The following is a 14,272-nucleotide window of genomic DNA, read 5'->3' as shown; positions in this document are numbered from 1 at the left end:
CGCCACACCGGCACCAGCATCCAAGGGACGAGACACCATGCTTACTGCGCGCACCATCGCCAAAGAAACCATTGAGTACCAGGAAACCGCCGAGCCGGTCTTGACCGAGGGCAACGCCTTGGTCCGGATCCACCATGTCACGCTCTGCGGCACCGACCTGCACATCTGGGAAGACGACTACCCCACGGATCTTCCTCTCATCCAGGGACATGAATTCTCCGGCGTGGTCGAGGCAGTGGGCGACAACCCTGCCGGCATCCAGCCCGGCGACAGGGTTGCGGTCAGCCCGATGAGCTTCTGCGGCGATTGCCAGCCGTGCAGACTGGGCCGCTACAACGTCTGCGAGAACATCTCCTGCCTCGGCTGCTACGAGGACGGTGCCCTCGCGGAACTGCTGAGCGTCCCCGTGGAGAAACTGTGCCCGGTTCCCGGGGGCCTGGCACTGGAACTGGCGGCCATGGGCGAACCGGCTTCCATCGCCATGCAGGCCGTGAACCGCGGCCGTCCGGTTGCCGGTGAGACCGCCTTGGTGTTGGGCAGCGGACCGATCGGCCTGCTCGCCACGCTGTACCTGACGGATCTGGGTGTGAAGGTCATCTGTGCTGACATCGAACCGGAAAGACTACAGTTGGCGACCAAGTTCGGCGCCGTGGACACGCTGCAGGTAGTCCCTGCCGCTGATTTTCCGGATGCCGGCCAGGCGGCACGGCTCGATGCGCTGACGGGAGGCTGCGGTCCTACCCTCATCATCGAGGCAACCGGAGCGCCGGCCTCACTGGAGAACGCCATCCGGCTGGTTGCCAGCGCCGGCCGCATTGTCCAAGTAGGCATCTCGCCGCGCTCGGCAGCTGTTTCGATGAAAGAGGTTCCGTTCAAGGAACTGGACCTGCTTGGCAGCCGGAACAGCCTGAACCTGATTCCGGACGGGCTGAACCTGCTGGCCGCGCATCAGGACCAGGCCCGGGAACTCATGACGCACAGGGTGCCCTTCGGCAAACTGGCGGACGCCTTCGAACTGATGCGCAACCGAACCGAAAAGGTCGGCAAGATCATGATTGAAATGCCGGCCAGCCAGCCCCCGTCGCAGAACGCCCAGGTGCTTGCGGGAGCTTCCGCATGATCACCACGCCGGTCCAGGAACTTTCCACTAACTACGACGTCGTTATCATCGGCAGCGGTGCGGCCGGGCTGGTATCCGCCGTCAGGGCTGCGGATGCGGGCTTGACGGTCCTGGTCCTGGAAAAGGCGACCAGGCTTGGCGGGACCACGGCCGCCGGCGGCGGTGTCCTCTGGGCGCCGAACAACCATCTGGCCAAGACTGCAGGATTCACGGACTCGCACGAAGCAGGCACAGCTTATCTGTCCAGGGCCGCCGGGCATGTCATGTCGGCTGAGGAAATCGACTGGTATGTGGCCACCGCCCCACGGGCAGTCGAATACCTTGCCTCGAGCACTCGGGTTTCGCTCACCCCGCTGGCCCGCCCGGACTACCATCTGGAGTGGCCCGGCTCGGCAGACGGCGGCCGCGGCCTGGACAACAACGCGTTCGACCCGGCGGGCTACCCGGGAATGGCCGAAGCCATCCGGCCGTCGTCGTACTTTCCGTTGCTGACCATGGCGGAGCGGGACGAGCTCAACGGGCGGGCCCCGGATCAACAGTTGCTGGCCGAGCGCGCCGCCACCGGCGTGCGGACCATGGGAGGCGCGCTGGTCGGGAGCCTGCTGGCAAGTGCGTTGGACCGCGGAGTCACCGTGACAGCGTCGGCTCCCGTCGAAGATCTGGCCCGTTCCGAGGACGGCTGGAAGGTTACGATCAACGACGACGGCGCCAGCTGCACCAATTCGACCGAGGTCCGGGCCAACGCCGTCGTAATCGCTTCGGGCGGTTTCGAGTGGAACGCCCGGCTCCGAAGCGCCTTCCTCGGTTTCCCCGTTACGCCCATCAGTGCACCGTCCAATGAAGGTGACGGACTGCAGCTCGGGCTGAAGGCCGGAGCTGCAGTGGCTGACATGACAGCGATCTGGGGCGTGCCGGTGATTTGCCCGCCCACGCAGGTTTACGACGGCGTCCCGTCAGGCCGGATGGGCAATGTGGAAATGACGCTGCCTGGTTCCATCACGGTTAACTCGGCCGGCAAACGCTTCGTCAACGAGGCCCTGAATTACCACGACGCCTCGAGGGTGTTCGCTACGATCGATCCGCATACCTTGCGCCAACAGAACAACCCGGCGTGGCTGGTCTTCGATGCCGAATACCTGGCCAAGTACCCGGTGGCCGGCTCAACCCCTGGCGTCCCGGCGGACTGGATGGTCACGGCACCAAGCCTTGAGAAACTTGCCGCCAAGCTCGGCATCGATCAGGACGGTCTGTCGGCTACCGTTGCGAAGTTCAATGCCGACGCAGAGACCGGAACGGATACTGAGTTCGGGCGGGGCTCGACCCCACAGGACCGGTTCCTGGGCGACGCGGGCAACATGCTAAACCCCTGCCTGGCGCCACTGAACACCGCCCCCTTCTACGCTGTTCCCATTAAGGCAGGCGTTCTGGGAACTTCAGGCGGTCTGGAAACTAATCTCCACGGCCAGGTCCTGGACCGCCATGGACATCCGCTGGCCGGCCTGTACGCGGCCGGCAATGTCTCTGCCGGCGTTTTCCGCAACAACTACCCCGGCGGCGGCGCCACGCTAGGCTCCGCCATTACCCGCGCCTTCGCCGCCGGCGAGCACCTCGCGACAACCCTGGCAGTCAAGGCACCAGAGGCAGAACATCTCCGCGTTTAGACGCACCCTGTCCCCTACGGACATACCCTAAGAATAAGAGTTGCTGCCGTGGACCTTCCCGGCTGCCGCAGCAATTCATGAGGAGAAACCATGTCAATGACGACAAACCGCACGACCGATGCCGCCGCTTCCGCGAGCGGGACCACCCGCAAGCCGAATCAGGGCCGCAGAGCTGCAGTAGCCGCCTATCTGGGCGGCATGCTCGAGTACTACGACTTCTTCATCTACGCCTCCGCCGCAGCACTGGTCTTCGGAGACATCTTCTTCCCCGACGCCGGCGGCGCTTCCAACCTTGCCTCGCTGGCCACCTTCGGCGTCGCTTATATCGCCCGTCCCTTCGGCGCTGTCATTTTGGGCCACTTCGGCGATAAAGTGGGACGCCGGAATGTGCTGGTCTTCTCCCTCGTACTGATGGGGGCGGCGACGTTCCTGATCGGTTGCCTGCCCGACTACAACTCCATCGGCATCTGGGCCCCCATCCTGCTGGTCTTCCTGCGGTTGCTCCAGGGCCTCTCGGCAGGAGGCGAGACGGCCGGCGCCAGCACCCTGACCATCGAGCAGGCACCGGCCAACCGCCGCGGATTCTACGGTTCCTGGGCTCTGAACGGCATCGTTTCGGGCCTGATCCTGGCCAGCCTGGTCTTCCTGCCGATCGCTGCCATGCCTCGCGAGGACCTGCTCAGCTGGGGCTGGCGCATTCCCTTCTGGTCCAGCATCCTAGTGCTGGTTGTGGCCTATCTGGTCCGACGTACGCTCGACGAACCGGCGGTCTTCGAGGAAACCAAAGAGCACAACGAGACTGCCAAACTGCCGCTGGCCGTCGTCATCAAGGACCACGGCTGGGATGTAGTGCGGGTGGCATTCGCCTCACTCTTCACGGTGGTCAACACGGTGGTAGCAGTCTTCGCTCTGTCCTTCGCCACGAACAACGCCGGTGTGCCGGCAGCCACCATGCTGCTGGTAACCATCTGCACCAATGTGGCGGCACTGTTCACGCAACCGTTCGGCGCCTACGTTTCCGACCGTATCGGCCGGAAGCCCGTTTTCATCACCGGCTGCATCGGCAGCGCCGTCTCCATCTTCTTCTACTTCCAAGCCATTTCCACCGGCGAATTCGCTCTGATCCTGCTGGCAGGCTTCGTCACAACGTCCCTGTTCTACAGCATCTCCAACGGTCTCTACCCGGCATTCTTCTCCGAAATGTTCGACGTCAAGGTCCGCTACTCCGGCATGGCCATTGGGCTGCAGCTCGGCCTGCTGATCGCCGGATTCACTCCCTCGATCGGTACCTGGCTGATGGGCGACAGCGAAACAAACTGGCTGCCTGTGGCGATCTTCACCGCCGTCGTGTGCATCTTCGCCGCTATCGCTGCAGCCACGGCTAAAGAAACCTTCCGCACCCCGCTGAAGGAACTCGGCCAGCGCAACGCGGCCCGCAGCAGCAACTAGTCCACCCCAGTACACGAAATTCTGTACCCAGGCTCCGGCTGACGCCCCAAGCCTGAATTCCGATGAACGGGAACTGTTGGTTCCAGCCTGCGTGCGGTTCATAGAGTTGAAACGCACGCAGGCCTCGGCAGCCCCGCCACAAACTTGTCCTCGTTCGAAAGGCACTTCCGTGATCCAGCAGGTTCCCGGCCACCCGCGCACCTTGCGCGTCGGCATTGTCGGCTGCGGCATGATCAGCCGCAACCATCTCGAGGCCTTCGCCGCCCTGGAGACAGCAGAGGTAGTCGGTGTCTGCGACGTCGACCCCGAGCGCGCCCGCGCCACCGCCACCGCGTGGGGAGTAGAGAACGCTGTCGACTCGGTCTCCGCACTGCTGGCGCTGGATCTGGACATCGTTTCGGTCTGCACCCCACACCCGACGCATGAGGCCGTGGTCCTCGAAGCCGCCATTGCCGGCGTGCATGTGTTGTGCGAGAAGCCGATCGCGATCGACCTCCCCTCTGCTGAACGCATGGTGGCAGCGTGCGATGCAGCCGGCGTTAAGCTCGGCGTCCTGTTCCAACGCCGCTTCTGGCCTGCGGCGCAACGTATCCGCGCCGCGATCGACGATGGCACGCTCGGCATGCCCGTGCTCGGACACGCGTCCGTCCTGCTGCACCGCGACCCCAGCTACTACTCCAAGGACGCCTGGCGCGGGACCTGGAATAACGACGGCGGCGGTGCGCTGATGACCCAGGCCATCCATTACATCGACCTGCTGCAGTGGTACATGGGCGATATCGCCGAAGTCTACGGTGCCATCAATACCTTCAAGCACGGTGGGAACATCGAAGTGGAGGATTCCGCCACCGCAGTCCTGAAGTTCACTTCCGGGGGTATCGCCACGCTCTCCGCCTCCACCGCTGCGGCCCCTTCGCTGGGCGTTCAGATCCGCGTGACCGGGTCAACCGGTGCAACAGCCGAGCTCAGCGAGTTCCCCGAGGGCACGGACGGCCGCGTGACCATCATGGCCACCGGAAACACGGTTCGGACGACGCCGGCCCACCCCGAGGATGTTGAGCCGAACGTTGACTTGTCCTCCATCAACGGCCAGCTCATCCCGCATCACACCAGCCAGATCCGCGACTTCGTTGAAGCGCTGGCCCACGGCGCGGATCCGGCCATTACAGGACGCGACGCCAATAACGCTCTCCGCATCCTGCTGGCCGTCTACGAATCCGCGCGGACCGGTGTCCCAGTCCGCTTCGCACCCTTCCCTGTGCATGACCCAGTGGCACCAGAAGGCGTTAGCGCCCAAACAGTCCAGGCCAACCGCTAAACCGCCCCGTATCCCGCAAGGAGAACCACGTGAACACCACCCCCGCAGGCGGGTCCGCCTATGCTCGGCGGCCGCTCGAACTCGGCCGAAACGGACGCACCCCGGTGGTCCTGCGCAACCGCCTGGCCTCCTCGCCGATGGAGCGCAATTATGGCACTACCGACGGCCGGATGACCGAGCAGTACCTCGACTACCTCCTCGCCCGTGCCCGCGCTGGGCTCGGGCTGGTCACCACCGAGGCAACCTACGTACGCGCCGACGGCAAGGGCAGGACGCACCAGCTCGGCCTGCACACGGACGACACCATCCCCAGCATGAAGATCTTCACGGACGCGATCCACGCCGAAGGCGCCCTGGCCGCCGTGGAGATCAACCACGGCGGCCGCACAGCGCAGGCGGAGGTCACGGGCTTCAAGAATGTGGCACCCTCGCCGTCCGCGTGTGACGTGGCCGGCGGCGAAATGCCACGTGAAATGACCACCAACGAGGTCCGCGAGCTGGCCGCCGCTTACGGCGAAGCGGCCCGCCGCGCCGTCGAGGCGGGCTTCGACGTCATCAACATCCACGGCGGCCACGGCTACCTGATCCATCAGTTCATGTCCCCACGCACCAACTGGCGCACCGACGAGTTCGGCGCCGGCGAGGCATTCGTCAACCTGGTCATCGACGAGATCCGCCTTCGCGCGCCCTACGCCGTCGTCGGTATCCGTATTTCGGTCCTCGAAGGCGTCGAAGGCGGACTGGACGCAGCCGGGCAGCTGGCGGTCATGGACAAGGTCAATACCGAGGCGCTGGACTTCATCGACCTCTCCGCCGGCAGCTACGAAGCCGGCGAGTGGATCGTCCAGTCCGGCGAATGGGCGCCGGGCCTGCTCGGCGAGTACGCCCGCGCCTACCGCAAGTACGGCCTGCCGCTCGGCATGGCCGGCAGGCTGAACTCGCCGGCGATCATCGACGCCGTGCTCGCGGCGGGGCTGTGCGACTTCGTCTCGCTCGGCCGAGCCGTGCACGCCGACCCGAACTTTGTCCGAGGCGTCCTGACCGGCGAGCGCTACCGCCCCTGCATCGCGTGCAACGTGTGCATCGACAACCTCGGCATTGGCCAGGTCACCTGCACCGTCAACCCTGCCGTCGGACGCTCCCGAGTGCCGGTCGCCACGCCGACAGTACGGCCGGGATCCCGGGCCCTTGTTGTCGGAGCCGGCCCCGCTGGGCTGACGGCCGCGCGCGAGCTCGCCGAGGCCGGGGCTGCGGTGACGATTCTCGACGCCGGAAACCGGCACGGCGGCGATTTCGCGCTGGCCGAGAAGATGAAGTCGACGCCGGATTTCCACCGCTTCACCAGTTGGGCGGCCGAAGAGAACCAACGACTCGGTATTGAGGTCCGCTTCGGCACCGCAGCAGACACCAAGAGCCTCGGCCGGCTCGCCGTCGAGCACCGGGCTGACGCAGTAGTCCTCGCCACCGGTGGACTCCGCCCTGCGCCTGCGTTCGCCAGCGCGGACAGCGAAGCCGTCTCCGATGTCCGCGACTGGCTGATGGCGCACCCCGGTGTCCTCGCCGGTACCGAAGCTGCGCCGGAGGCTATCACCATTTGGGGCGCCGATTCGGTGGCCATGAGCGTGGCGGACACACTTGCGGGCCGCGGCACGTCGGTGTTGCTCGTCGGACCGCAGGAAACGCTCGCCCCCGAGGCCGGGCGCCGCGCCAAGATTCTTGCCGTCCCGAGGCTGCACGCCAATCCCAACGTTCGGATATTGCTCGACGCAAGCATCGTCGAATTCTCGGGAGGACGGATCCGGGCCGTCGGGCCGAAGGGCGAGGAATGGCTGGACGCCCCGGGTGAGCTGTTGGCCTCCCGCTCAGTCGCCCCGCTTAGCCCGGTGATCAGCCACGCGGGCCGCGATTCGGCACTGAGCAAGGGCGCCGGCGTGCCAGTGACTCTGGCCGGCACCGTCATTGACCAGAAACCGGCTATCGCTTCCAATGCCATCAAGAGCGGATTCGACGCCGCCCAGCGCATCGCCGCTTATCTGGCCGGGGCCGATCCCGACCCCGGTGCCACCCCTGCGCTCGGCGCTCTCGCTGCACAGCCGGAACCCGCCGTCCTGGGAGCGATCCGATGAGCGCCACAACGGTCCGTCCACCCCTCGGTATTGCCCAGCTTTCGCTGCTCGGGACTGCCCCGCCGGACCTAGTCCTACTGGCCGCTGGCGCTGGGTTCGACTTCATCGGCGCCCGGGTCCGTCCTGTCACCGCCAACGAACGTGCCTTCGATCTGCAGCCGGGCTCGCCGATGCTCACCGAAACGTTGGCGCGGATGGCTGACACCGGCGTCGTAATTCGCGACATCGAGTTCCTGCTGCTCGATGGCAGCAACCAGCGCGACGCGTGGCTGCGAATGATGGAGGCCGGCCAGGCCCTCGGGGCCACCGGGCTCACAGTCGCCGCAAGCGATCCCGACCGCAACAGACTGGCCGACACCCTTGCCCGCATGGCCGAAGATGGACGCAGCCACGGCATCACTCCGACACTGGAGCCCATCTCCTACCAAGCCGTCAACTCGATCCCTACCGCTGCCGAACTCGCCCGCGCGGCCGGCTGCCAGATCGTCGTCGACACCCTGCACTTCCGCCGCTTCGGAGGCACCCTCGAGGATCTGGCCACGAACATCGGCTTGGTCCCCATGGTCCAGCTCTGCGACGGTCCGGCGCAGCGGCCCGCTGACCGCGAAGGCCTGGTCCTGGAATCCCGTTCCGAACGCGGAGTTCCCGGCGAGGGCGACTTCCGCCTGCCGGAGATCGTCGCCGCGTTGCCACCGGAACTTCCGGTCAGTGTGGAGACCCCGTCCGATTCCACCGTTTCCCGAATCGGCGAAGAGGCATGGGTACAGCTGCTCAAAAAGGCCGCCGACCGTGTCCTCGACGAAGCGGCCGCCCTCCGCGTCCCCACCAGCGCCTAACGCCAGAAGGAAAAACAATGACTCCCAACAACGCTCTCCAACAGACGGCGCTGGAGATCGCCCCAGGCGTCGCCGTGCCGATGATCGGCCTCGGCACCTGGCCGCTGGTAGGCAAGGAAGCGGCCGACGCCGTGGCGCGCGGCATCGCCAACGGCTACCGCCATGTCGACACCGCGCAGAAATACGGCAACGAGGACGCTGTGGGCGAAGGCATCCGCCGCGCAGGCATCGACCGCTCCGAACTCTGGGTCACGAGCAAACTGAGCCTCCCCGGCCACTCCCGGACCGCGGTCCGCACCGCCTACACCGAGGCGCTCGACCGCCTCGGCCTCGAGTACCTGGATCTCTTCCTCATCCACTGGCCCAACCCGCAGCTGGACCGCTACGTCGAGACCTGCGTTGGCCTGCAGGAGCTCGTCGACGAGGGAGCGCTGCGTAGCTGGGGCGTCTCCAACTTCAAGCCTGCCCACCTGGATCAGGTTGCTGCCGCGGGACTGAAGCCCGCCGTCAATCAGATTCAGGTGGACCCCCACCACCTGCAGCGCAGCCTGCTCGAACACAACGCCGCTCTCGGAATCGCAACCGCCGCCTACAGCCCTCTCGGCCGCGCGGGGACGTTCCTCGAACACCCCGCCGTCACCGGCCCGGCAGCGGCACACGGTAAGACACGTGCACAGGTCGTGCTGCGCTGGCATCTCGATTCCGGCCGCATCGCCGTCCCCAAGTCTGCGAGCAACAATCGGCAGCTGGAGAACCTCAACGTATTCGACTTCGCACTGACCGACGGCGAACGCAGCGCGATCGACGCCCTGGATACCGGCGCAGGCCATCGCCTCGATGCCGACGAATATGGCCATTAGACCAGCGACCGCGCGCCGCATTGATCCACCGAAACGGAGCTCACTTATGAACACCGCCACCAACCAACCCACCCTCGACGTCGACGTACTCATCATTGGTTCCGGAGCCGGCGGACTCGCCGCCGCCGTCACCGCCGCCTACCACGGGCTCAAAGTCGTCGTCGTGGAAAAGGCCTCAGTCTGCGGCGGTGCCACCTCCTGGTCCGGCGGCTGGGCCTGGACCCCTGGCAATCCGCTGGCGAAAGCGGACGGCGTCAACGAGGACCGCGAGGAATTCCGCACGTACCTGCGCCACCGGCTGGGCGAGAACTTCGACGCCGACCGTGTCGAAGCATTCCTCGACGCCGTACCCCACATGGTCGGCTTTTTCCACGAGAAGACCAGCCTGAAATTCACCCCCGGCGCCAAGATCAAGGACATCTACGGCAAGACGCCGGGCGCCGGAACCGGACACCGCTCTGTCGGCCCCGCACCCTACAACGCGCGCAACATCAGGCCCGAACTGCGGAACAAAATGCGCCACCAGCTGTACGAAACCTCCTTCCTCGGCATGGGGATCATGGCCGGACCGGATCTAACGAAGTTCCTCTCCGCGTCCCAAGGCAGCGTTACCGGCCTGTTCCACGCCGCCAAGCGCTTCGTCCCGCATGTTTTCGACGTCGTCGTGCACCGCCGCAACATGCAGCTAGTCAACGGCACGGCACTGACGGGGCGGCTGATGAAATCCGCCGACGACCTCGGCGTCGATATCCGTGTCTCGACCCCGGCCCGGAAGCTCCTCACGGACGCCTCGGGGTCTGTAGTCGGCGCTGAGGTGGAGGGCCCCGAGGGTCGATATACGATCAACACGGCCCGCGGCGTCGTGCTGGCCACCGGCGGATTCCCGAACGATATCGAGCGCCGCAAGCAACTTTTCCCCAAGACCCCGACGGGGCACGAGCACTGGACGCTGGCACCGAAGGAGGCCACCGGAGACGGCCTCACGATGGCGCAGGAAGTAGGGGCGCACTTCAAGACCGACGTCGCCTCGCCGGCCGCCTGGTGCCCGGTCTCGCTCGTGCCCTACGTAAACGGCCGCCAGGGCACTTTCCCGCACATCATGGACCGCGCCAAACCCGGCAGCATCGGCGTACGGCGCAACGGCAAGCGGTTCGTCAACGAAGCCAACGGCTACTACGACTACGTCTCAGCGCTCATCGAGGCCACGCCCGAGGGCGAACCTGCCGAGTCTTGGCAGATCACGGACGCCCGCTTCGTCCGCAAATACCCGCTCGGCATGGCCAAGCCGCTGCCCGTTCCGCTGTTCCCGTACCTGCGCTCCGGCTACCTCAAGAAGGGCCGCACCATCGAGGAACTCGCCCGGAACTGCGGCATCGATCCACAGGGGCTTGAAGATACCCTCGCTCGCTTCAACGAGAATGCGCGGCGCGGTGTGGACCCCGATTTCGAACGCGGCGAAACAGAGTTCAACCGGTATGGCGGCGACCCGACCACGACGCCCAACCCCACACTTGCCCCAATCGAGAAGGGCCCGTTCTACGCCGTGAAGGTGGTACCGGGCAGCTTCGGCACCTTCGCCGGGATCGACGTTGACCCCCGTGCCCGGGTTCTCGACGGCGAAGGCCAAGCGATTGCCGGGCTGTACGCGGTGGGGAATGACCAGTCCAGTGTGATGGGCGGGCACTATCCGGCCGGCGGCATCAACCTGGGACCCGCGCTGACTTTCGGCTACGTCGCGGCCCGGGACATGGCCGGAGCCACTTCCTACGAGGATGACGGCAGCACCGTCCCCACGCTTCCGCTGACCGCTGAAGCGAAGCGCCCGGTGACCTAGAAGAGCCCGGTGATTTCGCCGTCGTCGTTCACGTCCATCCGCATCGCGGCCGGCTGCGGGGGCAGGCCGGGCATGGTCATAACCGCGCCCGTCAGCGCGACGATGAAACCGGCGCCGGTTTTCGGAATGAGGTCGCGGACGGTGATGGTGAAGCCGGACGGGGCCCCGAGCCGGGTCGGATCGTCTGTGAAGGAGTACTGGGTCTTCGCCATGCAGACGGGCAGCCGGCCCCAGCCGTTTGCCTCGATCTCCGCGAGCCGCCGCTTGGCGGGGATGGCGAATTCCACGTGGTCGGCGCCGTAGATCTGCTGGGCGATGGTCTCGATTTTCTTTTCGACGGCGAGGTCCAGGTCGTAGAGCGGTGAGAAATTCTGCGGCGTATCAATCGCGCGCGCAACCTTGGCGGCCAGTTCATCGCCCCCGGTCCCGCCGCCGCCTTCGCCCCACACGTCGGCAACGGCAGCCTCGACACCCTTCCGCCGGCACCACTGCAGAATCGCGTCCAGTTCCGCCTGCGAGTCCGTGGTGAACTTGTTGATCGCGACAACCGGCGTCACGCCGAACTTCGCTGCGTTATCCACATGGCGTTCCAGGTTCACCAGCCCCTCCTGCAGGGCCGCGGTATCCGGCGTCGACAGGTTTTCCTTGGCCACGCCGCCATGCATTTTGAGCGCGCGGACAGTGGCGACGACGACGATGGCCGACGGCGCAAAACCGGCAGCCCGTGCCTTGATGTCCATGAACTTTTCGGCCCCGAGGTCCGAGCCGAAACCCGCCTCGGTGACCACGATGTCGGCCAGCCGCCGGGCGGTCTGCGTGGCGATGACGGAGTTGCAGCCGTGCGCGATGTTGGCGAACGGCCCGCCGTGGACCAGCGCCGGCGTCCCGGCGATGGTCTGCACCAGGTTTGGCTTGACGGCATCCTTGAGCAGCATCGCCATGGCACCCTCGGCGCCCAGATCCCCCGCGGTCACCGGCTTTTTATCGTAGGTGTAGCCGAAAGTGATGCGGGCCAGCCGCCGTTTCAGGTCCTTCAAATCGGTGGATAGGCAGAACACCGCCATCACTTCGGAAGCCACCGTAATGTCGAAGCCGTCCTCGCGCGGCACACCCTGCGACGGGCCGCCAAGCCCGACGACGATCTGCCGCAGCGTGCGGTCATTCATATCGACAACGCGCTTGAAGGGGATACGCCGGGGGTCGATGCCGAGGGCGTTGCCTTGGTAAATGTGGTTATCCACCAGGGCCATCAACGCGTTGTTGGCTGACGTGATGGCGTGGAAGTCGCCGGTGAAATGGAGATTGATATCGTCCATCGGCAGCACCTGGGAATAGCCGCCGCCGGTGGCGCCGCCCTTCATCCCGAGGATCGGGCCCAGGGAAGGTTCGCGCAACGCAATCATCGTCTTGTGCCCGGCCTTTGCCAGTGCATCGCCCAAGCCGACGGTCACCGTTGACTTGCCCTCCCCTGCCGGCGTGGGCGACATAGCGCTGACCAGCACCACCCGGCCGCGCGGCTCCGCCTGGTCCTCGGCGAGCTTGGCAGGGTCGATCTTGGCCTTGTAGTTGCCGTACAGTTCCACGGCCTCGCGCCGGATACCGGCTGCCAAAGCTATGTCCATGATGGGCTTCAGCGTGGCACGGCGGGCAATTTCAAGATCGGTCAAGGGGGAGGCTGCAGACATCGTTGTCCTCTTCCATCAGCTCGCGGCATCTATGGAGCCAACGTACCAGTCGAACCCGGTTTTGTGACCGTTGAATTGCGGCAGAGGAGCATCCGAGCAGCCCGCCGGGTGATGGGGTCCGTCGGGTGCGCCTCCCTTACTGAGACGGAGCAGCAGGCGTCGCCATTGCCGCGGCGCGGGGAAGGCGTCCATCGATCCGGCGAATCCGCACTCAACTCGATTCGCCGGTTTCTGACCCTACGTAAGGTTATCGAAATAAAAACTCCTACCCAGAGGGGTCTGAGCTGTGCAGGTTATAAGGGCTCACCTTAGGCCAATAATCGGCCCCGATGGCTTCGTCGAAGCTTTCAAAGTAGAGCGGTTCAAGATTTCCGAAGTCACCATTGATCCTCGCTTTAACGCCGGTCAGATGTCATTTTCCCGAAATCGAGTGCCTCTTTTTGCCGTTGCAGGGGCGTTAGCTGCTGGCGAGAAACCCTCAGAAGCCGCTGCTGAGTTCGGGCTGCATGTAGAAGAGGTGATGGAAATTGCCGACAGTCTCAGTTGGGTGGAAGGCTTCCAGTAAGAAGCAGAAGGTCCTCCTGGATCGTTGTCTGAGCCCTCGGCTCGCGCCGGTGCTCAACTTAGCCTTTTTTCATTGCTTGACCCTCGAGGACGTCTACGGTCGAAACGGGGCTCAGCAAGTCCCGGATACCCAATGGATCGAAGATGCAGGATCACAGCAAATCCGCGGATTCTGCTTGTCCCGCATGAGCGAGAAGCTGTAGAAGCTGTAGAAGCTGTAGAAGCCCACGGAACCAAGATCTTCTGTATTGCCAACCCGAACGGAACCCGGGAGACTCGAGCGTTTCTATATGGGCGATACATACTCAATATCATTCGCGCATGAACCGCCCTGGCGCATGCTTCTGGCGTCTATACGCGGGACAAAGGCCGATCAGTTACGACATTAATTACGAGGCCGTTGGGCAAACAGCTCGTCTCACTAGATTTTGTCTGCCATTAGCGCTCGACCGGCACTCCTCCGACACAGCCGGCGCCGCCTTTCAAGATGAAGGCTCTGTCAACGGCGATGCAGCTAAAAATGCAACCGAACGCCGATAACGGCGCATATGACGGGTTCCTGCTGTCCACCACAGCCGTGGGAATCGTCGGACTGGCGGTGGGCAGGCGCCGACGTATCGGCTGGACCACGGCCTGTACCGCATGGTCTACGCCGGGTCGTCTGAACAGCAAGGATCCCTAGGCGTATCTAGGAGTTGCAGAGGCAAGGACAGGGCAGGCTTCTCACCGCAGACGACCCGAAAGGGTGGACCAAAAGTAACGCGGCAGAACCCTGAGGAAACCTGGCCGAAATACCGGACAAATAGAGTCTTCCCATGC

The 14,272-nt window shown here is 64.9% G+C and carries 10 protein-coding genes; 9 read left to right on the top strand and 1 reads right to left on the bottom strand.

Going from position 1 to position 14,272, the window contains the following annotated elements:
• Positions 1–37: 37 nt before the first annotated feature.
• The 8 genes from AC3A4M_RS22345 to AC3A4M_RS22310 all read left to right on the top strand — a co-directional run bounded on the left by AC3A4M_RS22345 (position 38) and on the right by AC3A4M_RS22310 (position 11,204).
• The gene (locus AC3A4M_RS22345) at positions 38–1,120 is read left to right on the top strand and encodes an alcohol dehydrogenase catalytic domain-containing protein (protein WP_498738751.1); all 1,083 of its coding nucleotides are present in this window, start codon (positions 38–40) and stop codon (positions 1,118–1,120) included.
• A complete protein-coding gene (locus AC3A4M_RS22340; RefSeq protein ID WP_498738749.1) occupies positions 1,117–2,781 on the top strand; it encodes an FAD-dependent oxidoreductase in 1,665 nt (554 codons plus the stop codon). Before AC3A4M_RS22345 ends, AC3A4M_RS22340 begins: the two co-directional genes overlap by 4 nt.
• Positions 2,782–2,871: 90 nt before the next feature.
• Entirely contained in the window at positions 2,872–4,230 is a 1,359-nt protein-coding gene (locus AC3A4M_RS22335) for an MFS transporter (RefSeq protein ID WP_498738747.1), read from the top strand.
• 169 nt (positions 4,231–4,399) lie between these two features.
• Positions 4,400–5,548: a Gfo/Idh/MocA family protein gene (locus AC3A4M_RS22330; protein ID WP_498738745.1), complete on the top strand. Its 1,149-nt coding sequence runs from the start codon at positions 4,400–4,402 to the stop codon at positions 5,546–5,548.
• A gap of 29 nt (positions 5,549–5,577) precedes the next feature.
• Positions 5,578–7,674, top strand: coding sequence for an oxidoreductase (locus AC3A4M_RS22325; RefSeq protein WP_498738743.1), 2,097 nt, complete (start codon positions 5,578–5,580; stop codon positions 7,672–7,674).
• Positions 7,671–8,510 (top strand): sugar phosphate isomerase/epimerase family protein, encoded by an 840-nt coding sequence (locus AC3A4M_RS22320; RefSeq protein WP_498738741.1) that lies wholly within the window; start codon positions 7,671–7,673, stop codon positions 8,508–8,510. Before AC3A4M_RS22325 ends, AC3A4M_RS22320 begins: the two co-directional genes overlap by 4 nt.
• Before the next feature lie 17 nt (positions 8,511–8,527).
• Positions 8,528–9,370 (top strand): aldo/keto reductase, encoded by an 843-nt coding sequence (locus AC3A4M_RS22315; protein ID WP_498738738.1) that lies wholly within the window; start codon positions 8,528–8,530, stop codon positions 9,368–9,370.
• Between the two features lie 46 nt (positions 9,371–9,416).
• A complete protein-coding gene (locus tag AC3A4M_RS22310; RefSeq protein ID WP_498738735.1) occupies positions 9,417–11,204 on the top strand; it encodes an FAD-dependent oxidoreductase in 1,788 nt (595 codons plus the stop codon).
• On the opposite strand, the gene AC3A4M_RS22305 is transcribed toward AC3A4M_RS22310, so the two are convergent.
• A complete protein-coding gene (locus AC3A4M_RS22305; protein WP_498738733.1) occupies positions 11,201–12,889 on the bottom strand; it encodes a formate--tetrahydrofolate ligase in 1,689 nt (562 codons plus the stop codon). The genes AC3A4M_RS22310 and AC3A4M_RS22305 overlap by 4 nt on opposite strands.
• Before the next feature lie 286 nt (positions 12,890–13,175).
• Between AC3A4M_RS22305 and AC3A4M_RS22300 the strand changes: the two genes are divergently transcribed.
• Positions 13,176–13,454 carry a hypothetical protein gene (locus AC3A4M_RS22300; RefSeq protein WP_498738731.1) on the top strand — a complete coding sequence of 93 codons (279 nt, stop codon included), beginning with the start codon at positions 13,176–13,178 and terminating at the stop codon, positions 13,452–13,454.
• Positions 13,455–14,272 lie beyond the last annotated feature (818 nt).

This window comes from Arthrobacter sp. Soil_C_60 (assembly GCF_057656375.1).
This window is presented reverse-complemented; position numbering and strand designations above follow the sequence as displayed.

Excerpts from the sequence above, each read along its gene's own strand:
- AC3A4M_RS22315 (WP_498738738.1), top strand. The coding sequence starts at position 8,528 with ATGACTCCCAACAACGCTCTCCAACAGACGGCGCTGGAGATCGCCCCA.
- AC3A4M_RS22340 (WP_498738749.1), top strand. The coding sequence starts at position 1,117 with ATGATCACCACGCCGGTCCAGGAACTTTCCACTAACTACGACGTCGTT.
- AC3A4M_RS22310 (WP_498738735.1), top strand. The coding sequence starts at position 9,417 with ATGAACACCGCCACCAACCAACCCACCCTCGACGTCGACGTACTCATC.
- AC3A4M_RS22345 (WP_498738751.1), top strand. The coding sequence starts at position 38 with ATGCTTACTGCGCGCACCATCGCCAAAGAAACCATTGAGTACCAGGAA.
- AC3A4M_RS22335 (WP_498738747.1), top strand. The coding sequence starts at position 2,872 with ATGTCAATGACGACAAACCGCACGACCGATGCCGCCGCTTCCGCGAGC.
- AC3A4M_RS22320 (WP_498738741.1), top strand. The coding sequence starts at position 7,671 with ATGAGCGCCACAACGGTCCGTCCACCCCTCGGTATTGCCCAGCTTTCG.
- AC3A4M_RS22305 (WP_498738733.1), bottom strand. The coding sequence starts at position 12,889 with ATGTCTGCAGCCTCCCCCTTGACCGATCTTGAAATTGCCCGCCGTGCC.